General features: G+C 48.4%; 18 protein-coding genes. 12 read left to right on the top strand and 6 right to left on the bottom strand.

The window, feature by feature from the left end:
- The first annotated feature begins 39 nt into the window (after positions 1–39).
- From BN1938_RS11590 to dnaB, 9 genes are all read left to right on the top strand, one after another.
- Positions 40–528, top strand: coding sequence for a hypothetical protein (locus tag BN1938_RS11590; RefSeq protein WP_050640725.1), 489 nt, complete (start codon positions 40–42; stop codon positions 526–528).
- Complete coding sequence (locus BN1938_RS24215) at positions 519–935, top strand: HPr family phosphocarrier protein (RefSeq protein ID WP_330581564.1); 417 nt, start codon at positions 519–521, stop codon at positions 933–935. The genes BN1938_RS11590 and BN1938_RS24215 overlap by 10 nt, the downstream gene beginning before the upstream one ends.
- 13 nt (positions 936–948) lie before the next feature.
- On the top strand, positions 949–2,634 hold the full coding sequence (gene ptsP, locus BN1938_RS11580; protein ID WP_050640724.1) for a phosphoenolpyruvate--protein phosphotransferase: 1,686 nt from the start codon (positions 949–951) through the stop codon (positions 2,632–2,634).
- Positions 2,635–2,653: 19 nt separating this feature from the next.
- Positions 2,654–3,502 (top strand): L-ribulose-5-phosphate 3-epimerase, encoded by an 849-nt coding sequence (locus tag BN1938_RS11575; protein ID WP_050640723.1) that lies wholly within the window; start codon positions 2,654–2,656, stop codon positions 3,500–3,502.
- 7 nt (positions 3,503–3,509) lie between these two features.
- Positions 3,510–4,559 carry a hypothetical protein gene (locus BN1938_RS11570; protein WP_187376311.1) on the top strand — a complete coding sequence of 350 codons (1,050 nt, stop codon included), beginning with the start codon at positions 3,510–3,512 and terminating at the stop codon, positions 4,557–4,559.
- A 624-nt stretch (positions 4,560–5,183) separates the two neighbouring features.
- Positions 5,184–6,386, top strand: a complete 1,203-nt coding sequence (locus BN1938_RS11560) for an AI-2E family transporter (protein ID WP_050640720.1) — start codon at positions 5,184–5,186, stop codon at positions 6,384–6,386.
- A gap of 91 nt (positions 6,387–6,477) precedes the next feature.
- Positions 6,478–8,523: a DHH family phosphoesterase gene (locus BN1938_RS11555; protein WP_050640719.1), complete on the top strand. Its 2,046-nt coding sequence runs from the start codon at positions 6,478–6,480 to the stop codon at positions 8,521–8,523.
- Entirely contained in the window at positions 8,524–8,973 is a 450-nt protein-coding gene (rplI, locus tag BN1938_RS11550) for a 50S ribosomal protein L9 (protein WP_050640718.1), read from the top strand.
- Between the two features lie 13 nt (positions 8,974–8,986).
- Positions 8,987–10,330, top strand: coding sequence for a replicative DNA helicase (gene dnaB / locus BN1938_RS11545; RefSeq protein WP_025655816.1), 1,344 nt, complete (start codon positions 8,987–8,989; stop codon positions 10,328–10,330).
- Between the two features lie 691 nt (positions 10,331–11,021).
- On the opposite strand, the gene BN1938_RS11535 is transcribed toward dnaB, so the two are convergent.
- The 3 genes from BN1938_RS11535 to BN1938_RS11525 all read right to left on the bottom strand — a co-directional run bounded on the left by BN1938_RS11535 (position 11,022) and on the right by BN1938_RS11525 (position 14,500).
- Positions 11,022–13,052 (bottom strand): methyl-accepting chemotaxis protein, encoded by a 2,031-nt coding sequence (locus BN1938_RS11535; protein WP_050640716.1) that lies wholly within the window; start codon positions 13,050–13,052, stop codon positions 11,022–11,024.
- A gap of 256 nt (positions 13,053–13,308) precedes the next feature.
- Positions 13,309–14,073, bottom strand: a complete 765-nt coding sequence (locus tag BN1938_RS11530; protein WP_050640715.1) for a helix-turn-helix domain-containing protein — start codon at positions 14,071–14,073, stop codon at positions 13,309–13,311.
- A 256-nt stretch (positions 14,074–14,329) separates the two neighbouring features.
- Entirely contained in the window at positions 14,330–14,500 is a 171-nt protein-coding gene (locus BN1938_RS11525; protein ID WP_025655834.1) for a DUF362 domain-containing protein, read from the bottom strand.
- A gap of 292 nt (positions 14,501–14,792) precedes the next feature.
- On the opposite strand from BN1938_RS11525, the gene BN1938_RS11520 reads away from it, so the two are divergent.
- Positions 14,793–16,046 carry a substrate-binding domain-containing protein gene (locus BN1938_RS11520; protein ID WP_050640714.1) on the top strand — a complete coding sequence of 418 codons (1,254 nt, stop codon included), beginning with the start codon at positions 14,793–14,795 and terminating at the stop codon, positions 16,044–16,046.
- Positions 16,047–16,123: 77 nt separating this feature from the next.
- On the opposite strand, the gene BN1938_RS11515 is transcribed toward BN1938_RS11520, so the two are convergent.
- The 3 genes from BN1938_RS11515 to BN1938_RS11505 are packed head-to-tail and all read right to left on the bottom strand — an operon-like array spanning position 16,124 to position 20,671.
- Complete coding sequence (locus BN1938_RS11515) at positions 16,124–17,539, bottom strand: sensor histidine kinase (RefSeq protein WP_050640713.1); 1,416 nt, start codon at positions 17,537–17,539, stop codon at positions 16,124–16,126.
- A gap of 40 nt (positions 17,540–17,579) precedes the next feature.
- Positions 17,580–18,281 carry a response regulator transcription factor gene (locus tag BN1938_RS11510; protein ID WP_050640712.1) on the bottom strand — a complete coding sequence of 234 codons (702 nt, stop codon included), beginning with the start codon at positions 18,279–18,281 and terminating at the stop codon, positions 17,580–17,582.
- A 14-nt stretch (positions 18,282–18,295) separates the two neighbouring features.
- Complete coding sequence (locus BN1938_RS11505) at positions 18,296–20,671, bottom strand: endonuclease MutS2 (protein WP_050640711.1); 2,376 nt, start codon at positions 20,669–20,671, stop codon at positions 18,296–18,298.
- Between the two features lie 165 nt (positions 20,672–20,836).
- Here BN1938_RS11505 and BN1938_RS11500 point away from each other — a divergent pair, with 165 nt between their 5' ends.
- Both BN1938_RS11500 and BN1938_RS11495 read left to right on the top strand, forming a co-directional pair.
- Positions 20,837–22,126 carry a S1C family serine protease gene (locus BN1938_RS11500; RefSeq protein ID WP_050640710.1) on the top strand — a complete coding sequence of 430 codons (1,290 nt, stop codon included), beginning with the start codon at positions 20,837–20,839 and terminating at the stop codon, positions 22,124–22,126.
- Positions 22,127–22,190: 64 nt separating this feature from the next.
- Positions 22,191–23,132 (top strand): 3'-5' exoribonuclease YhaM family protein, encoded by a 942-nt coding sequence (locus BN1938_RS11495; RefSeq protein ID WP_050640709.1) that lies wholly within the window; start codon positions 22,191–22,193, stop codon positions 23,130–23,132.
- Positions 23,133–23,155 lie beyond the last annotated feature (23 nt).

Raw genomic sequence — 23,155 nt, 5'->3', positions numbered from 1 at the left:
ACGGTGTTATAATGAACATAAAGAAAGGAGCGGAGAGCTATGATATGGAATTATATGTTATGTTTCGTGTTTATTGTTGTTCTGATTGTTGAGGTGGTGTTTATCCTCAAAAGAAACCGTAAGATTGTGATGAAGGGCAAGGATGATTTCTTTACATTTACGCTGATTGTACTTTTTGCATTGATGATCTTTCCGCTCTCGGAGATGGGCAGCGTGGTAGAGAGCATCCGGAATATCCTGATACTTGTGGCTATTTTCGGGTCAGCCGGCATTAAAAGAGGGTTTTCCGAAAAGGGAATGGAAAAGGTATTTTACACGGTGGGCTGGGATTTGGTTCAATCCGTACATATTGATGAGTATCAGACCTCCAGGATCAAAGTGGTCTGTCAGACAGAGAAAGGCAAACATAAGCTGTATTTCAGCAAGTATAAACTGAAAGAGGTTTTACGGGTGTTGGAACAGCATGTTTCCAATATATATATTCAGAGTTCACTCGATTACGTTCTAAGTATGAAAAAGTGCGTATAAACAAAGTGCGCTCGATTATTTATGGCTTTGCGGGGCGGGCCTTTTGCAAAGCTGAGTACCAGGCACAGGCCAACGTACAAAATGCAGAACATTTTGTTGAAGAAGAAAAAGTAAAAAGTGAAGAAGAAAAGGAGAATTCAACCATGGTAAGCGAAAAAATCACAGTCAAAAACCCTTCAGGATTACATTTAAGACCGGCAGGAATCTTGTCCAATATTGCATCAAAATGCGTATCTGACGTTACTCTCGTAAAAGGTGACAAGAGGGTGAATCCTAAGAGTGTGCTGGTTCTGATGGCAGCAGGCATCAAATGCGGAGATGAGATTACAGTGGAATGTTCAGGTGAGACGGAAGCAGATGATTTAAAGACCATTATTGATGCGATTGCAAGCGGATTAGGAGAGTAAGGGAGTCAGGACAATGAAAAGGATCGAAGTGAGTAAAACGTCTTCAAAAGGCATTGTTATGGGAAACGTGTTCGTGGCCAGCGAACAGGATCTGAGTCCGGAGGAAAAAGTAATCGATGCCGGGCAGGTGGACGCTGAGACTGTAGCTTATGAGCGCGCTGTCGGGGAAGTTATTGCAGATCTGGAGCCTTTGGCCGAGAAGTCGGACATATTTGCAGGGCATCTGGAGCTGGCAAAAGATATCGCGTTAAAAGAGGGCGTGCTGAACCGGATTCAGACGCAGTCATACTGTGCACAAAAGGCGCTGCATGAAACCGCGGAAGAATTCCGCATGATCTTTGAGATGATGGAAGACGAGTACATGCGCGAGCGTGCCGCAGATATACAGGATATCAGAAACCGCCTGATGCGTAAGCTGAAAGGGATCGGTGACGGGGATTTTGATGCGATTACAGAAAAGGTGATCCTGGTTGCAAGGGATCTGGCGCCGTCGGATACGGCGAAGCTGAACCTGGAATATATTCTGGGATTTATCACAGAGCTGGGCGGTGTGACAAGCCACGTATCTATCATGGCAAGAGGGATGGGCATCCCTGCGCTTGTCGGAGTAGAAGGCATTATGGACGCGGTACGTCCCGGAGACTTCGTGATCATGGACGCCTCCTGTGGTGTGATTATTGTTAACCCTGAACCGGAAGTAATTGAGGAATATAAAAAGAAAGCAAAAGAGTTCGACAGATACCAGAAGGAACTGGAAGAATCCAGCGCTCTTCCCACCGTTACGGCAGACGGCAGAAAGCTGGAGGTATGCGGAAACGTGGGAAGCCTGGAAGACGTGAAGAATGCCGTGAAGTTCCGGATTGACGGAATCGGACTTTTCAGAAGTGAGTTCCTCTACATGGAGAGCGACCATTTCCCAACGGAGGAAGAGCAGTTCCATGTATACAGACAGGCGGCGGAGCTTCTGGGAGAACGCGAGCTGACCATCCGGACTCTGGATATTGGCGGTGATAAAGGACTGGATTATTTTGAGTTTCCAAAGGAAGAAAATCCTTTCCTTGGATACAGGGCAATCCGCATCGGACTGGATCAGAAGGAGATTCTGAAGACACAGCTTCGGGCTCTTCTGCGGGCAGGTACATATGGACATATCCGCATCATGTTCCCGATGATCATTTCCATTGAAGAAGTGGTGGACGCATATGCGGTGCTGGAGGAATGCAAGGACGAACTTCACAAAGAAGGCATTCCGTTCCAGGAAGAGATAGAGGCAGGGGTTATGATTGAGACGCCTGCGGCAGTTATGATGGCGGAAGAACTGGCGGAGAAGGTAGATTTCTTTAGCATCGGGACAAACGACCTGACCCAGTATTTTCTGGCTGTAGACAGAGGAAATCAGAAGATTGCGGCTATGTACAATTCCTACCATCCTGCAGTTCTGCGCGCAATATACAAAACCATACAGGCAGGGCACAAGTATAACCGAAAGGTAGGCATGTGCGGAGAGTTTGCCAGCGATACAAAAGCGGTAAAAATGCTGCTGGGTATGGGCCTGGATGAATTCAGTGTGTCACCTGGTGAGGCGGCGGGCGTAAAACACCAGATCCGCAATTCCTCCTATGAAGAGGCACAAAGGCTTGCCGGTGAAGTAATGAAACAGCCCGTCATAGATTCTGTGATGCGGCTGCTGGAAGAATAGGCTTAAAGGAGATAGTTTGATGAAAGGATATACGCTTGGGCTTTATGAGAAAGCAATGCCCGGCAGCTTAACGTGGAAAGAAAAGCTGCTGGCTGCAAAAAGTGCCGGATATGATTTTGTGGAGATCAGTATAGACGAGACCGATGAGAAGCTGAGCCGTCTGGAAATGACCGGACAGGAGAGGCTGGAGCTGGTCCGTCTGATGGCGGAGACTGGAATACCGATCCGCACCATGTGCCTGAGCGGGCACAGGAAATACCCCCTCGGAAGCAGTGACCCGCAGGTCTGCGGCCGGGGTATGGAGATTATGCAGAAAGCGATACAGCTTGCGGATGACCTGGGAGTCCGGATCATACAGCTCGCAGGTTATGACGTATACTACGAAGAATCCAGCCTGGAAACGAAAAAAAGATTTTTGAAAAACCTGAAGAAGGCGGTCAATATGGCGGAACGCACCGGTGTGCTTCTGGGATTTGAGACGATGGAAAATGAATTTATGAACACCGTGGAAAAGGCAATGAAATATGTAACCCTGGTGGGTTCCAGTTATTTGAATGTATACCCGGATATCGGAAATATAACAAATGCCGCGCATACCTATAAGACAGATGTGCTGGAAGACCTCTATATAGGAAAAGGACATCTGGTTGCAATGCATCTCAAAGAGACGGTGCCGGGCAGATTCCGTGAGATTCCATACGGCACCGGGCACGTGGATTTTAAAAATGCTGTCCATACGGCCTGGGAATTAGGCATCCGCAAGTATGTCACCGAATTCTGGTATACCGGAAGCGATGCCTGGGCGGAGGATTTAAAGTCAGCGAGCGAAATGTTCAGAAAGATACTGGATGACGAGGAAAGGAGATAACGATTTCGTGAAAGTATGCAAGCAAGTAATATCGAATCTGACGAAGTGCTATTCTATAGCGCCGTTAAAATATAATGGAAGCAATTACTTCCTGGTGGCAGCGGAAAAAGTGGACAGATGCATCCTGTTTGACCAGGAGGGCCGCGAGGCAGACACCGTGTGGAACGAACCCGGCGGGGTCATGAGTATGGTGCAGGTACCGGGAACAAACGGTCAGTTCCTGGCCACACACAAATTCTACTCACCCAACGACTCCAAAGAAGCCAGGATCGTCATAGTCACTCCGATCTCGAAAGGAAACTGGGAAGTGAGGACGCTGGCAGAGCTTCCCCATGTACACCGATTTGATATCGTAGAGCGAAACGGTGTAAGATATCTGATCGCCTGTGCCCTCAAATCGGGCCACGAATACAAAGACGACTGGTCGATGCCGGGCAAAGTATATGCAGCAGTCCTCCCGGAGGATCTGAGCGGTTTCGGGGAAGACAACCAGCTGGAATTGAAAGTCATAAAAGACAATATGCTGAAAAACCACGGCTACTACAGGGTAAACGACCAGGGAACCGACACCAGCATTATCTCTGCAGACTGCGGAGTATTCCAGTTCATCCCGCCGGAATCTGCCGGAGGTGACTGGACGATCCGCACCCTGCTTGACACAGCAGCAAGTGATGCCGTCCTGATCGATCTGGACGAAGACGGAGAAAAAGAACTGGCAGTTCTATCCCCGTTCCACGGAGACAAGATCAGCATCTATAAAAGAAAAGAAGGCGTATTTACCCAGATATACGAATACGAAAAACCGGCAGAATTTACCCACGCCATATACGGAGGCAATTTATTGAACCGTCCGGCACTTGTAGTAGGCCACAGAAAAGGCGAAAGAAATCTCATTGCATTTACATATAATAAGGAAACAAAATCCTACCAGTCAGAAATACTGGATCATGACTGCGGCCCCGCAAACGTATATCACTTCACCAGAGATGGAGAGGACATCCTCATATCTGCAAACCGAGAAACCGATGAGGTGGGGATGTATCGGGTAGTGGAGTGAGCATGCGAACGGATGGGGATGACGTCCGCTGTCCCAAATTGCACTGCGGCAGGCCATCCCGGAACCGGAGACAGGGGTGTCTGGAAACGGGTTATGGACTGTAAGCAGGAGTAAAGTAAAAAGAATGGAAAACTGAGGGAACCTGGCCACATCACCCGAAGCCTGATGGCTTCGCGCGCTGGGGCCAGGAAATATTGTAATTCGGAATTACAATATTTCCCTCAGTTTTTCATTCTTTTTCCTTAACTCCTGCTAACAGCTATAAGACGCTTCCAGACACCCCTGTTTCCGGTTCCGGGATGACCTGCCGCAGTGCAATTTGGGACAGCTGGTGTATCCCAGCCGGCAGGCGGACAATACCTGGAGGGGGATCCCGGACGGGAACAGCGTATTGTTGCCGGCGGCACAGGAAAGTGCTGCCCCAGTGCTCCTATTGCTTCTTATAAGAAACTGCCTGAAGTTGAACGTTTTGTGAAACCAACCCAATCCCCTGCCTCCTCCCCCTTCCGGTCAGGCGACCCATACCAGCCAAACTCCTCCCACTTCACATTTCCCCCGACATATGTTAGAATGTGGATTATATGGTTACACTCTGGTTAATTAGTGGAAAAAGGCAGGTATTTTATGAATTTGGACAAAGAGAATTTGAAGAAGATCAGGGGCCTGATTTTGTTTACGATTGTGGTACTGATTGTTCTGTGGAAGTATAGTCTTGTTTTGGATGCTCTGGGCTTTGTGCTGGGGATTGTATTTCCTTTTCTGCTGGGCGGCGCAATTGCTTTTATTTTGAATGTTCCTATGCATTTTCTGGAAAAGACTTTGTTTTATAATAAGAAGACAGCAGGGAAGGCGTGGGCACAGAAACTTGCAAGGCCGCTCAGCCTGGTGCTTACGATCTTGTTTGTGCTGGGGGTGATATCCCTGGTTATATTTGTTGTGGTTCCGAAGCTGGGAAGCACCGTTTATTCTTTGGGGGCCAGCATCCAGGATTTTGTGCCGAAAGTGCAGCATTGGGTGGAAGAACTGTTTGATAATAATAAGGAAATTGTGTCGTTGATTAATGATGTTAAGATTGATTGGGACAAAATACTTAACGGTATGATGCAGTTTTTTAAAAATGGGGCCGGCAGTGTGCTGGGGTCTACTTTTACGGTTGCTAAAAGCATTGTGAGCGGTATGGCTACTTTTGTGATTGCCTTTGTATTTGCATGTTATATCCTGCTTCAGAAGGAAAGGCTGAATATTCAGATCCGTAAGGTTATGTATGCTTATCTGAAGAAAGGTCTTGTGAAGAGGGTGCTGGATGTTTGCTCGCTGACTTATAAAACGTTTTCCAGTTTCCTGACCGGGCAGTGCGTAGAGGCCGTGATATTGGGAACCATGTTTGTCATTGCGATGACGATTTTCCGGCTGCCTTATGCGCTGCTGGTGGGGGTTCTGATTGCATTTACCGCGTTGATTCCGATTTTTGGCGCTTTTATCGGATGCATTGTGGGGGCGTTTCTGATCCTTATGGATGCGCCGATGAAGGCGGTTATCTTTGTGATCATGTTCCTTGTTCTCCAGCAGATTGAAGGAAATCTGATCTATCCGAAGGTGGTGGGCAGCTCTGTAGGGCTTCCGTCCATCTGGGTGCTGGCGGCGGTCAGTATTGGGGGCAGCCTTATGGGGGTTGTCGGCATGCTGGTATTCATTCCGATCGTATCTGTGCTTTATACGCTTTTACGGAATAATGTTTACGGGCGTCTGGATAAAAGAGGGTTTTCTGTTGACAATAGTTCCGGTGAACTGAGGCTCAGGAAAGAGAATACTGGGAAAGAAAACTAAAAGTAGAATAATAGGCGAAAAAGTGCTATACTAGAAATATTGGCAGAGAGTTTTATGCAACTTTTTAGTAAGTTATATGAGGAAGAAAAGCATGAGTAAAAAGAATATGCGATTGAAGGGGCAGCTTAGGATGTATATGCAGTGGCCGCTGATTATGACGGTGCTGCTGATAGCCATGAATGTCTGGATGTACATGATTGACAAGCGGGCAGGCCTTATGATGTCGGTCTTTATCGTAATCTATCTGGTGATTGCAGGGCTTTTGTATTTTTACAACAGGTCCCTGATTCTGGCGGATCTGATCCAGTTTTCTACCCAATATAAAGGGATTCAGAATACGCTGCTGAAGGAACTGGCAGTCCCGTATGCAATCACGCTGGAGGATGGGCGTATCCTGTGGAAGAACGACAGCTTTTCCCATATGGTGGAAAGCCAGAAACGGGAGAAGTATCTGAACAAGCTGATTCCTGAGCTTAACAACGGGGTCTTCCCCAAGGATGACAATGACCATGTAGAGCTTGAAGTCACATACAGAGAACGGGATTACCAGGTTGTGCTGCGCCGGGTTTCTCTGGAAGGGTTCAGTGAAGCGGAACAGCTGCTGCAGATTCCAAGTGATAAGGAATTTTTCATTGCGGTATATATGAAGGATGTTACGGAGCTGAATTCTTATATTAAAGAGATTGAGGATCAAAGGCTGATTGCCGGCCTGATTTACATTGACAATTATGATGAAGTAATGGAAAGTGTGGAGGAAGTCCGCCAATCACTGCTGGTTGCGCTGATAGACAGGAAGATCAACAAATATATCGGCGATGTGGACGGGATTGTCAAGAAGCTGGAGAAGGACAAGTATTTTATTGCGATTAAGAAGGAGAGTTACCGGTCGATTGAGGCTGATAAGTTTTCCCTTCTGGAAGATGTAAAACAGGTGAATATCGGGAATGCCCGTTCTGCGACTCTGAGTATTGGTCTGGGGCTGAATACTTCAACCTATGCCCAGAGCTATAACTTTGCCCGCGTGGCCATAGATCTGGCCCTGGCGCGTGGCGGTGACCAGGCTGTCATCAAAGATTGCAAAGGAATTACATATTTCGGAGGCAAAAAGGAACAGACAGCGAAGAATACCCGCGTAAAGGCGCGTGTTAAGGCGGAAGCCCTGCGTGAGTTTATTGTGGCAAAAGACCAGGTTATCGTGATGGGTCATAAGATTGCGGATGCGGATTCACTTGGAGCCTGTATGGGCATCTACCGGGCAGCGGTGGAACTCGAAAAGAAAGCTCATGTTGTGATCAACGAGGTGACGACTTCTGTGCGCCCTCTGTACGATGAGATTGCAGAGAGCCCGGCTTATGGCAAGGACATTTTCCTGACTTCAGAGCAGGCACTGGATTATATTACTGACAGTACCATGGTCATTGTCGTGGACACGAATAAGCCGCAGATGACGGAATGCCCGGAACTATTAAAGAAATCCCGTACCATAGCGGTGCTTGACCATCACAGACAGAGCAGCAACGTGATTGAGAATGCGGTGCTTTCCTATGTAGAGCCGTATTCTTCCTCCACCAGTGAGATGGTGGCTGAGGTGCTGCAGTATATTGTAGATGACATTAAGTTTCCGTCGGTTGAGGCGGACTGCCTGTATGCAGGGATTATGATTGATACCCGCAACTTTATGAACCGAACCGGAGTGCGCACCTTTGAGGCGGCGGCATTTTTGAGAAGGTGCGGAGCTGACATTACCCGCGTCAGAAAGATGTTCCGGGATGACATGGAATCTTACCGTGCCAAGGCGGAAGCAGTGCGTATGGCAGAGGTATACAGGGAAGAATATGCGATTGCGCAGTGTCCGGGTGACATTGACAGCCCGACAGTCCTGGCGGCGCAGGCTGCGAACGAACTGCTGGATATCAGCGGAATCAAGGCCTCTTTTGTGCTGACCGTCTATGAGGGCAGAATATATCTGAGCGCCCGTTCTATAGATGAGGTTAATGTACAGATTATCGCCGAAAAGCTCGGCGGCGGCGGCCATATCAATTCGGCCGGTGCACAGTTTGACCATACCAATATATTTGATGCAATCAGAAGGGTGAAAGAAACAATTGACCAGATGATAGAGGAAGGAGACATATAAATGAAAGTAATATTATTGCAGGATGTAAAATCACTTGGTAAAAAAGGCGAGATTGTCAATGTAAATGACGGATACGCAAGAAACTTTATTCTGCCGAAAAAACTTGGGCTCGAGGCAAATAATAAGAACATGAACGATCTGCGCCTGCAGAAGAAGAAGGAAGAGAAGATCGCACAGGACCATCTGGATGCGGCAAAACAGCTGGCAGCCAGTCTTAAGGACGGCAAGGTGGAGCTCGCCATCAAGGTGGGAGAGGGCGGTAGAACGTTCGGCTCCGTATCCAGCAAGGAAATTGCCGCCGCTGTAAAAGAACAGATGGGGCTGGACGTAGATAAGAAGAAGATTCAGCTGAAAGAGACGATTAAAACGCTTGGGATACACAATGTTCCGATTAAACTACATCCGGAAGTGACAGCCGAGTTAAAAGTTGCTGTCGTAGAAGAGGCATAAGGGGACTTGCTTTATGGAAATGGAAGCAGCGATTAAGAGAATACTCCCACACAGCGCAGAAGCAGAGCAGGCTGTCGTGGGAGCTATGCTGATGAACAAAGATGCAATTATGGCCGCATCCGAGATTATCACGGGAGAGGATTTTTATCAGACCGCTTACGGCATTTTGTTTGACTCTATGGTAGAGCTGTTTCAGGCAGGAAAACCGGTGGATTTGATTACGCTGCAGGAGCACCTGAAGGAAAAAGACGTGCCCCCTGAGATCAGCAGCATGGAGTTTGCAAGGGACCTGCTTGTAAGTGTGCAGACCTCTGCAAATGTAAAATACTATGCAGAAATCGTACAGGAGAAGTCTACCCTGCGCAGACTGATTAAGGTCAACGAAGAAGTAGCGAACATATGCTACCAGGAAAACCGGCCGCTGGCAGAGATTCTTGACAAGGCGGAAAAAGGAGTATTTGAACTGGTAGAGAGGGGCAATGTCCAGGAATACACCCCGATCAAGCAGGTGGTGCTCAACGCCCTGGATGTGATAGAAAAGGCATCCAAGACAACGGGAAGCGTAACAGGTATTCCCACAGGATTCATCGACCTGGATTATAAACTGTCGGGTCTTCAGCGCTCAGACCTGGTCCTGGTCGCCGCAAGACCTTCCATGGGGAAGACTGCCTTCGTACTGAATATCGCCCAGCATGCGGCATTCAGACAGAATCTGGGCGTGGCAATCTTCAGTCTGGAGATGTCAAAAGAACAGCTGGTGAACCGTCTGTTCTCCCTGGAAGCCCATGTAGACGCCCAGCTACTGCGTACCGGTAACTTAAAGGACACAGACTGGGAAAAACTAATAGAAGGAGCCGGGAGAATCGGAAAATCCCGGCTTGTCATAGACGATACGTCAGGTATCTCGATTACGGAAATGCGTTCCAAGTGCAGAAAATATAAGCTGGAACTCGGCCTGGACCTGATCATCATCGACTACCTGCAGCTGATGAGCGGAAGCGGCGGCAAAAGCAACGAGAGCCGCCAGCAGGAGATCTCCGAGATCTCCCGTTCTCTCAAAGGCCTCGCAAGGGAACTGAATGTGCCGGTTATCGCACTGTCGCAGCTAAGCCGTGCCGTAGAACAGAGAACCGACAAGCGCCCCATGCTCTCCGACCTTCGTGAGTCCGGAGCCATCGAGCAGGACGCCGACGTATGCATGTTCATTTACCGTGAGGATTACTATATCCCGGATACCGAAGACAAAGGAATCGCGGAGATCATCATTGCAAAACAAAGAAACGGGCCGGTGGGAACAGTACGGCTTGCATGGATGCCGCAATACACGCGTTTCGGGAATGAGTTGAGGCAGGAGTAGAATTAAAGGGGGCCGCTGAGTGAAAGAGGAGTCTGGTACCGGCGGGACTTTACATGCCGTTTTAAACTCCGCACCGCCTGCCAAGAGCCCGTAACAGTAAAAATGAGGAAAATGGAGGGACTAGCCGCATTTGGCCCAAAATCTGATGATTTTGATCCAAAGGCGGCTATTGGATTTGATTTTGTGAATCAAATCCAACCCTCCATTTTCCTCATTTTTACTGCAACGGGCTCTAAGCAGGCTATAAGGAGTTTAAAACGGCATGTAAAGTCCCGCCGGTACCAGACTCCTCTTTCACTCAGCTAGGCGCACCCAGTCGGTAGGAACGTCTGGTGGGACTGTGTGGCGGGGGAGCCTCAATTTTCCTCATTTTTACTGAACCGGGCTCTAAGCGGGCTATAAGGAGTTTAAAACGGCATGTAAAGTCCCGCCGGTACCAGACTCCTCTTTCACTCAGCTAGGCGCACCCAGTCGGTAGGAACGTCTGGTGGGACTGTGTGGCGGGGAAGAAGGATGGGGATGGACTGCCGGCAAGGAGTTTTCTTCGGAACCTTCTTGGGTGGGGAATTGCTTGGGGATGAGTCATGCGAAAATTCAATATGATCCACCTCCCCGTCTGCGGCCCCTACCGGGTCTCAATTACAGTTATAGGATGCACGTAGTGTGATGTGAGGGGGAGAACGGCCTACTTCTACCCCCTAAATGAGAACCGCCCCGCCAACTCTTTGAGGAGCTGTGCCTGTGCGGAGAGTTCTTCGCTTGCCGCTGCGCTTTCTTCTGCGGTGGCTGAGTTGGTCTGGATGATGTCGGAGATCTGGTTGATTCCACTTGTTACCTGGCGGATGGAATCGGACTGATCCTGGGATGCACTGGATATGCTGCTGATGGAGGTGGCGACTTTGTCCACTCCTTCCATAACCTTCTGTATAGCCTGGGCTGTTTCTGCGGCTATTTTGGCTCCTGCCTCTGCGGCGGTTAAGGAATCGTTTATCAGGGTATTGGTGTTGGTAGATGCTTGTGCACTTTTGGCGGCAAGGCTGCGGATCTCTTCAGCCACTACGGCAAACCCTTTGCCGGCCGCTCCCGCGCGTGCTGCCTCTACGGATGCATTCAGAGAGAGGATATTGGTCTGAAATGCGATCTCCTGTATGGTTTTGAGAATTTTCCGTATTTCCCGGGAACTGCGGACGATATTGCCCATTGCAGCTAAAAGCTCCTGCATCTGCTGATTGCCTGCGTCAGCTTCATTTTTGACGGCTCCGGCATCTTTGCTGGCTTCGAGGGCGTTAAGGGCATTTTGTGATACATGTCTCGAAATTTCGTTGATTGTGGCTGCCAGCTCTTCCACGGAACCGGCCTGTTCGGATGCGCCCAGGGACAATTCCTGCGCGCTTGTGGACACCTGCTCGGCCCCGGAAGAAACCTGGTCTGCGACAGTGTTAATCTGCCCCAGGGCGTTGTTCAGTGAAAGCAGAATCTGTTCCAGCGCATCCCGGATCGCCGTAAAATCACCGGTGTATTGCCCGGTTACTTCGACGTTGAGATTGCCGTCTGAGATTTCCTTTAGAACATGGGCCATGTCTAAGATAATCTCCCTGAGGGTGTGAGTGGACGAGCGGATACTGTCTGCAAGCTGGCCAATCTCATCATCACTGTGGATATCCACATCAATGGAAAGGCTGCCCTCGGAAAAGCTGTGCATATCGGTACTGATGTCTGCGAGCGGTCTAATCATCCTCCGGACTGTCCTCAGGATGACAAAGATCAGCAGGGCAATTATCAGGATGGATACAACCGCAAGTACAGTGATCAGCTGATTGCGGGGAGCATTCACTTCGGACACCGGAAGCGTTGCGATAGCCAGCCAGCCGGTGGTTCGGGATACCCGGGACATGGAGACATAATCAATGCCGTCATACTTAAACTTCATGCTGCCGGTATTTTTGTTTAGAACATTCGTCTTATATTGCTCACTGATATCCAATTCCGTTACATTTTTACCCGTTGCAGCAGGATCATTACTATAAATATAGTCGGAACTGTTGGATATCAGTTCCAGATAGCCGTTCTCCCCAACATGTATATTGGACAGAGACTCTGCCAGGCTGTCAAGAAACACATCGAGACCTATAAATCCTATTACATGATCAGTCTGGGCATCAAACACGGGAGCCACAATGGATATGATGGAACGATCTGTGGCTGGATCCTGATAAGGTTCGCTGATAGCTGCCGTTTTACTGGAAAGAACGGTTTCATACCACGGCAGGTCTTTCAGTGAGAAAGGGACAACACGCCCTGTGGATAGCAGGAACCGGTCTGTTCGGTCGTCAGCCAGCCATGCCTCCTGTGCATTTTCACCGGCCATCCTCCCTAATATCTCCGACAGATGGACGGTCAATTCCTCCTTGCCGGGATAGGACTCAATATCCTGAGGAGTGCTTACAGACAGGAAATATTCCTGCAGTTCTTCGTTTGTCTCGAACATACTGACAGCGGCTTCCTTGCTGCTGAAGAAATCATCAACGATGGATACAGCGTAATCGGACTGAGCATTCAGGATTTTATCATTGAGGGATTCAATAGAGCGTACGGCTACACCACATGAGACGACAATTAAAATGGCCAGTAAAGGAACCAGAATGATGACAAGGCTTGTATTGAGCTTAGCGGAAATAGATCTGCTTCTTTGGGTCTCACTGTTTCTTATTTTCTTTATCATAGGGTTCCTCCGATTTCCGGCTTATATGGGTCTGCTTATGTATTCTCAGCTCCAGGCAGGATTTAACTGGCTGTCAGGGCATTCAGGACACAGGCTGTAAACAGGGATTTAGATTTAGAAATGTACTCTTTTTATTATAACATGGCAAGAGGAAAAAACAAGTAAATGCAGATGGAAGGACATTGCAAAAAAGGCGGAAATTATTATTCCGCCCTTTAAAAATGCCGTGTCAGTCACGGACATTCTGATTGAGTTGTTATGTAAGCAGTTTCTTGAGCTTACCAAATGGATTTTCCCGCGCTGCTTCGCGGCGGTTCGCCTGCTGCTGCCGGATGAGGCAGTCCAATTTGCGGAAGTGTTCTTCTTCCTGACGTTCCTTGGCCTGAAACATAAAATCCATCTCCCGGATGACGTCTTGTGTGACCGTACTGGTGATGTCTTTTTTGAGGGTCTCGTTGTTGGTTGTTACCACTTCCGTCAGCACATCACCGATCAGTGAACGTACCTGTTCAAGCTGCGTAATAGGAATGACTTCTGCCTGGGCTACAGTCAGGGCAGCGCTTTCTGCCTTTTGCCCGGACGGACTGTCTGGTGCAGCTGCCGTAAGCGGCAGGGATGCCTTTCCCGGAGAGGCTGCCTGCTTGTCCGGCTCCTTTTTCGGGGAACTGCTATTTGAGAAAACCGCTTTCTTAATTGCCGAGGAGGCTGCTTTTTCTTCAGGCTTTGCTGGTTTTTCTGAGGATTTTGCCTTGACCGGCTCCTGATCAGTAGATTTTTGAAGTTTTAAACGTGTTTCTCTTAATTCTGGGATGAGTGGTTTTAAGTCTTTCAGAAGCATCCCTTCATCTTTCAGTTTTTTAATACAGCGGAAAAGTTGTATATCATCTTTCGTATAATATCGATGCCCCATTTCTGTGCGCCCGATTTCCAGATTCAGCTCTTCTTCCCAATAGCGCAGTACGTGGGATTCGACTTTAACCTGTTTGGCGGCCTCAGAAATCATAAACCTGACTTCACCCATATTATACCTATACCTCCTTAAAAAATGGTGCCTTAATATATTCTTCGCTCTGTGTTATTATACCATAGGAGTGTGAAGGACAAGCCAGAAATCGTTCGTCAAATTCTGCCAGAAAATTTAAGAAGAGCTGCGGGCCATTCTGAAGTTGAGTATGAGCTTCTGAAGGCTCATTTGTAGAGTTCATAATAAAGCATAAAAATACCGCCTGGTGAGGCGGTATTTTGCTTTGTGATCACTTTGCGGTATATTTTTGAAATTATTCTGCTACGATAGCACCTGTAGGACAGGCTGCTTCACATGCTCCACAATCTACGCAAGCATCAGCGTCGATTACGTATTTGCCGTCGCCTTCTGCGATAGCACCTACTGGGCATTCGCCTTCGCAAGAACCACAGCTTACACATTCATCATTAATTACGTGTGCCATAGTATGTATCCTCCTTTATGATATAAATGGGCAGCCGCATCATTCGTACTGCCACTATCCCCATTCTAATACAAACGGGATAAATATACAAGCAGTTTTATGCTTTAAATCAGGTACAATTTTCAATAAGCATTTATCTTGAATACGGATAGGACTTCCAGGCATCAAGTTTCCGGTATTTTCATAAAATTTATTAAATTTAAGAAAATATTCCTTTTTTTTTCACAAGATTAGTGTATAGTATATAGGTAATAATCTGGGACAGCATATAAAATCTGGAGGCAGTTATTTTATGAAGAGAAAATGGACAATCATCACTACTGCGATGTTATGCATCATTTTGACCGTTTGTGCTTGCAGCAAGAAGGAGGACACTCCTACCTTTACCGGAGATACTACAGAGGAACCGCCATATCAGGGGAACCTGAATGCGATTTCCCCGTCAGCATATGATAACGCAGAGGGCCTGAAGCTTGAACCTGGCTCCTATATTTCTATTATAGGAAAGGATAACAGCTCTGCCTACTGGAAAGAGATTAAAAGAGGGGTTGAACAGGCTGCCGAGGATTTGAATAAGGCGCTGGGATACAGCGGGGATGACAAAGTAAAGGTGACCTATAATGCTCCGGGCGGAGTGGAAGACATTGACGAGCAGGTAAATATTCTGGATGAGGAACTGGCCCGCTATCCGGATGCTTTGGGGATTGCAAGCATTGATGCTGAGGCGTGTACGGTACAGTTTGACCTGGCAACGGAGAACGGGATTCCGATTATCGCGCTGGACTCGGGAAATTCCTATCAGGGGATACAGTGCACCATTAAGACTGACAACGAGGAGGCGGCAAGAACCGGCGCCTATAAACTCTGTGACGAGATAGAGGATAAAGGCAGTATCCTGCTTCTGGTGCATGATTCGAAGTCAGCTACAGGCAGGGAGCGCGAAAGCAGTTTTAAGAATGAGATCGAAAGCGGCCATCCGGATGTCACAATTGCCGAAACGCTTTACCTGGATAAGATGGATGATATGAAGAAGGCCATCGCAGAGGAGCAGAATAAGGCCAATAAAGAAGACAAAGAGGATAAGGACGACAAAGAACAAGTTAAGGAAGATAAAGAACCAGTTAAGGACGACAAAGAAGAGGTTAAGGAAGAAAAGGAACAAGCCAAGGAAGTCACTGCGGACAGCCTCACAGATGAGGATGTGATCCAATATTATCTGGAAAAGCATCCTGAGATCAAAGGCTGCTTTGGAACCAATGTAACAGCTACTCAGCTGGCAGTATCCGCACTCAGCCAGGCAGAGAAAACAGAAGAAATCGTTCTAATGGGATTCGATGCAGGAAAAGAACAGCTGGATGCCCTCCGGGACGGAGAGATTAAAGGCCTGGTTGTACAGAATCCCTTCGGCATTGGATATGCATCCGTGATCGCAGCGGCACGTACGGTCCTGGAAGTGGGCAATGAGGCCGAGGTAAATACCGGGTATATCTGGGTTACGCAGGAGAACATGGAAGAGGAATCCATACAGAATATGCTGTATGAATAGATTGCTTAAGAAGATAAATAGAGTATAAAGAAGCAGCCGCAGATAGCAATATGCTATTTTGCAGCTGTTTTTTTCGCTTATCTGCCGGAATCTGCCCGGCTGAGAGAGAAGATGAATTCGGTTCCGACACCCTCTGTGCTTATGACGTTGATGTGTTCATCGTGAGCCTGTATGGCTTCTTTAACGATTGCAAGGCCAAGGCCGGTCCCCTTCTTGTCTTTGCCGCGGGAGAGATCGGATTTGTAGAAGCGCTCCCAGATCTTATTCAATTCTTTGCGGGGAATTCCGAGGCCGGAGTCTTTGACGGATATGAAGACCTTTTCGCTTCTGCCTGTGACTTCTACTGTTACGGTGGATTCATTCTCACTGAATTTAATGGCGTTGTCCATCAAGTTGTAAAGTACCTGCTGGATTTTACGTCTGTCCGCGTATACAAGCTGTACATCCGGAAGCAGGAGAAGTTCGATAGAGATCCGCTTGTTCGTACATGCGCCTTCAAATGAGGCAGCGGTATTCTTGATCATTTCCTGGATATCAAACTCTGTTTTATGCAGAAGTAGTTCTTTTGTATCGAATTCATTAAGGGTAAGAAGGTCCTTGGTCAGGTCAGTCAGCCGCTCTGTCTCGAACAGGATAATGCTGAGATATTTTCCGTGGAGCTCAGGCGGGATGGTGCCGTCCGTCATGGCCTGTACATAGCCCTTGATCGACGTCAGCGGGGATCGGAAGTCGTGGGATACGTTTGCCACGATTTTTTTCTGGTATTCTTCCATGTCCTTGAGCTGTGAGGACATATAGTTCAGGGACGCGGACAGATAACCGATCTCATCATGGGTAAAGACCGGAATCTCATAGGTCAGGTTGCCAGATGCATACTGAGTCGCCGCCTCCGTGATGGTGCGCAGGGGGCGGTATATGAAGAAATGGAATCCCAGCAGAAGTAGAAAGGAGAGCAGGAAAATCACGGCGACAGTAATGTAGATCGGGAACATCATCTGGCTGCATACCTCCTGGATCGCAGAAACGGGCTTGTGGATCAGGATATATCCTTTGATATAAAAACCCTGCGTTACCGGCGCCATAACAGTGATCATATCCTCATTGAAGTAACCGTGATAATCTCCGGTGATATACTGATTGCTCCCGATCTCCGCCGGGTCAAAATCGTCGATGGCCTCGGGCGCCTTTGTATTGTCCAGATTAGAGGAGGTGATCATAGTACCGTCCGACTCCACAAACCAAAGCGAAGAATTCAGATAAAGATTCATACCGTTCAACTGCGAATGTACCGCATATGAGGTGGAATCCCCGGTGAAGTAGGAGGGCAGGTAATCGCTGGCAACCAGATTGGCCTGACGGTAAAGATTCTGGGAATCGTTCTTTTCCAGCCTGTCCAGCACGAGCTGGCTGGACAGAATTCCCACGGTGAAGAAGCTCAGGAAACCAAATATGATATAAATGACAATAAACTTTAAGTACAAAGTACTTTTCATGCTGCACTTCCTTTTGCATCAGGTGCGCTGCGGCACGCTGCTATTTGACCTCAAACTTGTAACCAATGCCCCAGACGGTGCTGAGTCCCCAGGATGGATGATCCTTGATCTTTTCCCGCAGCCGCTTAATATGGACGTCGACGGTCCGAGTGTCTCCGATGTATTCATATCCCCAGATCTGGTCGAGGAGCTGTTCCCGTGTGAACACCTGATTCGGGGACGCAGCCAGGAAATAAAGCAGCTCCAGTTCCTTGGGAGGCATATCTACGGGATGCCCGTCGCAGACAACGGAATAGTTGGTCAGATTGATCGTGAGGCCGTCGTATTCAACGCATTTTGTCTTATCTTCCGCGGGCTCCTCGGGTTTGACGGGCTGATACCTGCGCAGGACTGCGCGGACCCGTGCGACCATTTCCTTGGAATCAAAGGGCTTCATAATATAGTCGTCGGCGCCGAGCTCAAGTCCGAGTACTTTATCAAAGACTTCTCCTTTTGCGGAAAGCATGATGATCGGCGTAGAGGATTTGGCGCGGATCTCACGGCACACCTGGTACCCGTCGATTCCCGGAAGCATCAGATCAAGGAGAATCAGGTTGGGATGATAGGTTTCATAGGCGGAGAGCGCATCCTCTCCATTATATACAATCTTTGTATCAAAGCATTCCTTTACGAGATAAAGGGAAATAAGTTCTGCGATATTTTCGTCGTCATCGACAATTAAAATCTTTTGTTTTGCAACCATGATTAGCCTCCTTGCTATTTCAGTTCTACGATTGTGACTCCGGCATCTCCCTCGCCGAACTCTCCGAGACGATAGGATTTGACGTGTTTTTGGCGGCGCAGGAATTCGTGGATTCCCTTGCGGAGCGCGCCGGTGCCTTTTCCATGTACAACACGGACGGTACTTAAATGAGAGAGTATGGCATCGTCCAGGTACTTATCCAGCTCGGATACTGCCTCATCCACTGTTTTCCCAAGGAGATTGATTTCCGGGCTGACGGACAAGGATTTGCTCATCTTCAGCTTTCCTTTCGAGGTACGTTTCATACTCTTAACGGTGTAGGACGCCGGCTCTTCTATGATCTCCAGATCGGAGATGTTCACCTGCGACCGGAGAATCCCCATCTGCACCGTCAGATTGCCGCGGGAATCCGGCATGGAACTGACGGTTCCGGTCAGGTTCATGCTCAGTACCTTTACGGATTCCCCGAGTTTAAAATCACTCGGTTTATATGCTTTTTTAGGCTTCTTGACGGTCATTGTGCCGGAAGAGGATGTCTCTTTCAGCTTCTGGCGGAGCCGCGCACGCTCTTTCTCCATCTCGGCTGCTGAGATGCCTTCTTTGCCGAACTTCTGGAAATTCCTGATTGTTTCATCGGCCAGTTCTTTTGCTTCCCGTAAAATGGTTCCGGCCTTTTCGTTTGCCTCCTTGAGGATACGCTCCCGTTGCTCCTCGATCTTTGCCTGCTTTTGTTTTGCCTGGTTTTTCAAGGCTTCCACTTCCCGTTTATAGGTCTCGATGGCCTCTCGTTCTTTTTCAATGGTGCGCTTGCTGGATTCCAGGTCGGTCAGCAGATCCTCAAAGGATGCATCCTGTTCTGTCAGATGCTGCTTTGCGTCCTCTATGATATAATCCGGAAGCCCCAGCTTTCCGGAGATGGCAAATGCGTTACTCTTTCCCGGGATACCGATCAGCAGGCGGTAAGTGGGCTTCAGGCTCTCTACGTCAAATTCACAGCAGGCATTTTCAACGCCGGGGGTTGAGAGGGCATAGACCTTTAACTCACTGTAGTGCGTGGTTGCCATGGTGCGGATGTTACGTTTATGCAGGTGTGATAAAATGGCAATCGCCAGTGCGGCTCCTTCGGTAGGATCGGTGCCGGCGCCCAATTCATCAAAGAGCACCAGAGAGTGCTCATCCACTTCCTGCAGAAAGGAGACAATGTTTGTCATGTGGGACGAAAAGGTACTCAGGCTCTGCTCGATACTCTGTTCGTCTCCGATATCTGCGTAGACCTGGCGGAAGATCGCAAGCTCTGAGCGGTCTCCTGCAGGAATGTGCAGGCCGGCCTGGCCCATAAGTGTGAACAGGCCCACTGTCTTGAGCGAGACTGTCTTGCCGCCGGTGTTGGGGCCGGTTATAATCAGCAGGGTGAAAGCCTCTCCCAGCGTCACGGAGATGGGGACTACCTTACGTGGATCCAGCAGTGGATGGCGTCCTTCCCGGATGCGGATGCGCCCCTCTTGATTCAGGACCGGCCGGCTTGCATTCATGGAAAGGGCCAGGGCGCCTTTTGCAAAGATAAAGTCCAGATCGGTCAGAAGTTTGTAGTTGTTACGGATTTCTTCTATATATAATGCAGTGTCTTCGCTCAGCCGTGCAAGAATTACCTGGATCTCTTCCTGCTCCTTTGCATACAGTTCTTTCAAATCATTATTCAGCCGGACCACAGCCATCGGTTCTATGAATAAGGTGGATCCGGTAGAAGACTGGTCATGGATCATTCCATTCACCTGGTTTCGGTATTCGGCCTTGACAGGGACACAGTAACGGTCTCCGCGCATGGTGATGATCGGATCCTGCAGATAGGTGCGCAACGATCCGTTGACAAGATTCGTCAGCGTAGAGTGCACCTTATCATTCAGGGAGCCAATGCTGCGGCGGATACCCTTCAAAGTACTGCTGGCATCGTCGCTGATCTCGTCCTCCCCCTGGATACAGCGTTCAATCTCTGTGGTAAGAGGCGTCAAAGGTTCCAACTGTTCAAAATACACATCCAGGCAGTCCGCCAGATCATCCTGTGTATCGTGGCGCCCGTATGACTTGGCGCGTGCGGCTGTTTTCAGAAGCTTACATATGCGGAGCAATTCACCGCTGCCGAGGGTACCGCCGATCTCCAGCCGCTTAAGGGATTCACCTACAGGGAATGCGTCGCTTAAAGAAAGTCGACCTTTTTTTATAATCCTGGTAAATGCAGCTGAGGTCTGTTCCTGGCACGTGTTGATGCGTTCCAGATCGGTCATGGGCTTCAGTTTGCGGCAGAGCTGCCTGCCTCTCATAGAAGAGGCCTGCTCCTCCAATATAGCTATGATTTTATTGTATTCTAGTTTATTTAAAGTCTTTTGATTCATCTTTTTCACCTTTTGTCTGAGTTCACAGGTAAATTCTCTCGTTTACTGTACACGCCCGAATGGTGTACAGTAACATTCTACCCTATTTAACGCATATTGAAAAGGATAAATATTGAACAATCCGTATGAATCGGTTATACTATAAACTAAAGGAGATTAGAGTCTATGCCGTACGATGAAGATCCGAAACAGAAGCCGGACCAGGGCCATGAGGAGCAGAAGGAAGAACAGTTTTCTTTCCTGCAGGAGACGATTAAACCCAAACCAGTCACCAGAAAGAAAATCCTCACACAGCTTGCGAGAGTGGGGATATATGGACTGATTTTCGGGGCGTTCGCCTGCCTTAGTTTTTTTGCGCTTAAACCATGGGCGCAGAACAAATTTCAGGGGAATCCCAAGACCGTAACGATACCGGAGGACGAAGAGGAGACGGACGAGCAGCAGACCGCTGAATCTACCGAAGGAGAGACGGTGCCGCCTGTACTTGATGCCGACAGTTTTCAGGAAATCATGAAAAGTGTGTACGAGACTGCAAAAGAGGCGGACAAGTGTGTGGTTTCTGTGAATCCGGTCAGAGAAGACACGGCATTCTCTGTGGATACCGGTCCTGGTGCAGGTGTTGCAGGACTTATTGCCGCCGATAACGGGCAGGAGCTGTTGATACTCTGTGATAGTTCCGTATGTCAGGATGCTGAAAAGTGGAAGATCACCTTTGCTGATGACAGCCAGTACGGAGCCTCCTTGAAGAAGCAGGACAAGAACAGCGGATTTGCAGTGTTTGCGATCCCACGGGCTAAGATTACAAATACGACCTGGAACGCTGTGAAAGTAGCGGTTCTCGGAAATTCCAACATTACGACTAAGGGGGATGTGGTTCTCGCCCTTGGCAATACATTCGGGTATGCGGACGGAGTTGGATATGGAGTTGTAAGTTCCAACTCTTACGACGAAACTCAGGCTGACGGTCAGAGAAGCATTCTGGCCACCGATATTCCGTCAGAAGCCGGAGGTACAGGGATACTATTCAATATGAATGGCGAAGTAATCGGCATGATCGACCCAGGAATCTGGGGCGGCGCGCAGAACAATACCGCCAAGGCCCTGGCGATCTCTGATTTAAAGGCCACAATTGAACTGCTGGTGAACGGGGAGAGCGTACCGTATGTAGGTATTTACGGCACAACGATCAACGATACTCTGTCAGAAGCGCAGGACATGCCCGCAGGGGTTTACGTGATGGAGATCAATCCGGATTCCCCGGCCATGTCTGCAGGAATACAGAATGGAGATATTATTCAGGAAGTTGCGGGCACAAAGATATCGAATACCTTATCCTATGAGAAGGCGGTTATAAGCTGCAAAGCAGGAGAAAACGTCAAGATAAAAGGTAAGCGCCGCGGGGCGAATGGGTATGTGGATATAGACTTTACTGTTACAATTGGAAGTCAGGAATAAACGATAAAAAGGAAACTTAGAAAGGCTGCCGGGTAGATGGCAGCCTCAATTATGGGAGGATATGATGAGATATATTAATGATTTACACGAAGGAGAGACGATACGCTGCATTTATCTTTGCAAGGTTAAGCGTTCCGCGGAGACAAGGAATGGAAAGCCCTATGATAACCTGCTGCTTCAAGATAAAACAGGAACTCTGGACGGAAAAGTATGGGATCCCAATTCCCAGGGAATAGCCGATTATGATGAGAAAGATTTTATTGAAGTATTCGGCGAGGTCATCAGCTACAATAACAATCGGCAGCTCAATATTAAACAGATAAGAAAAGCCGCAGAGGGGGAATACGACCCGGCTGATTATATGCCGACATCCGATAAGAGTGTGGACGGTATGTTTGAGGAGCTGCGTTCCTATATACGCCAGATATCCAACGATTACCTGCGTCAGGCAGTGGAATATTACTTTGTGGAGGATGAAGAATTCATAGCGGCCTTTAAAGGACATTCTGCAGCGAAGACAGTCCATCACGGTTTTGCCGGAGGGTTGCTGGAGCATACGCTGAGCGTGGTAAAAATGTGTGAATACTTTGCCGGAGCCTATGCGATCTTGAATAAAGACCTGCTCTATGCATCTGCGATCTGCCATGATATAGGAAAAACAAAAGAACTGTCCGCATTTCCGGACAATGATTATACCGATGACGGGCAGCTGCTGGGACATATTATCATCGGTGTGGAAATGGTAAGTGAGGCAGTCCGCGCGATTCCAGGCTTTCCGGAAAAGCTGGCGAGCGAGCTGAAACACTGTATCATCGCACATCATGGAGAACTCGAATATGGATCTCCGAAAAAGCCGGCTCTGGCGGAGGCCATGGCACTGAACCTGGCAGATAATGCAGACGCGAAGATGCAGACGCTGACGGAAATATTCAAGGACAAGACGGGAACAGACTGGCTGGGATATAATCGCCTGTTTGAGTCTAATTTAAGAAAAACTTCTATATAAAAGCAATCGTTATGCGGACCCTG

This window comes from Eubacterium sp. SB2, from assembly GCF_001244405.1.
In the GTDB taxonomy this organism is placed as follows: Bacteria; Bacillota; Clostridia; order Lachnospirales; family Lachnospiraceae; genus Faecalicatena; species Faecalicatena contortus_B.
The sequence above is the reverse complement of the archived record's forward strand: the minus strand, read 5'-3'. Positions and strand labels throughout refer to the sequence as shown.

Coding starts and splice junctions, on each gene's coding strand:
- BN1938_RS11535 (WP_050640716.1), bottom strand. CDS start 13,052: ATGATAAAGAAAATAAGAAACAGTGAGACCCAAAGAAGCAGATCTATT.
- BN1938_RS11520 (WP_050640714.1), top strand. CDS start 14,793: ATGAAGAGAAAATGGACAATCATCACTACTGCGATGTTATGCATCATT.
- BN1938_RS11500 (WP_050640710.1), top strand. CDS start 20,837: ATGCCGTACGATGAAGATCCGAAACAGAAGCCGGACCAGGGCCATGAG.
- BN1938_RS11510 (WP_050640712.1), bottom strand. CDS start 18,281: ATGGTTGCAAAACAAAAGATTTTAATTGTCGATGACGACGAAAATATC.
- dnaB (WP_025655816.1), top strand. CDS start 8,987: ATGGAAATGGAAGCAGCGATTAAGAGAATACTCCCACACAGCGCAGAA.
- ptsP (WP_050640724.1), top strand. CDS start 949: ATGAAAAGGATCGAAGTGAGTAAAACGTCTTCAAAAGGCATTGTTATG.
- rplI (WP_050640718.1), top strand. CDS start 8,524: ATGAAAGTAATATTATTGCAGGATGTAAAATCACTTGGTAAAAAAGGC.
- BN1938_RS11590 (WP_050640725.1), top strand. CDS start 40: ATGATATGGAATTATATGTTATGTTTCGTGTTTATTGTTGTTCTGATT.
- BN1938_RS11555 (WP_050640719.1), top strand. CDS start 6,478: ATGAGTAAAAAGAATATGCGATTGAAGGGGCAGCTTAGGATGTATATG.
- BN1938_RS11505 (WP_050640711.1), bottom strand. CDS start 20,671: ATGAATCAAAAGACTTTAAATAAACTAGAATACAATAAAATCATAGCT.
- BN1938_RS11530 (WP_050640715.1), bottom strand. CDS start 14,073: ATGGGTGAAGTCAGGTTTATGATTTCTGAGGCCGCCAAACAGGTTAAA.
- BN1938_RS11515 (WP_050640713.1), bottom strand. CDS start 17,539: ATGAAAAGTACTTTGTACTTAAAGTTTATTGTCATTTATATCATATTT.
- BN1938_RS11560 (WP_050640720.1), top strand. CDS start 5,184: ATGAATTTGGACAAAGAGAATTTGAAGAAGATCAGGGGCCTGATTTTG.
- BN1938_RS11575 (WP_050640723.1), top strand. CDS start 2,654: ATGAAAGGATATACGCTTGGGCTTTATGAGAAAGCAATGCCCGGCAGC.
- BN1938_RS11525 (WP_025655834.1), bottom strand. CDS start 14,500: ATGGCACACGTAATTAATGATGAATGTGTAAGCTGTGGTTCTTGCGAA.
- BN1938_RS11495 (WP_050640709.1), top strand. CDS start 22,191: ATGAGATATATTAATGATTTACACGAAGGAGAGACGATACGCTGCATT.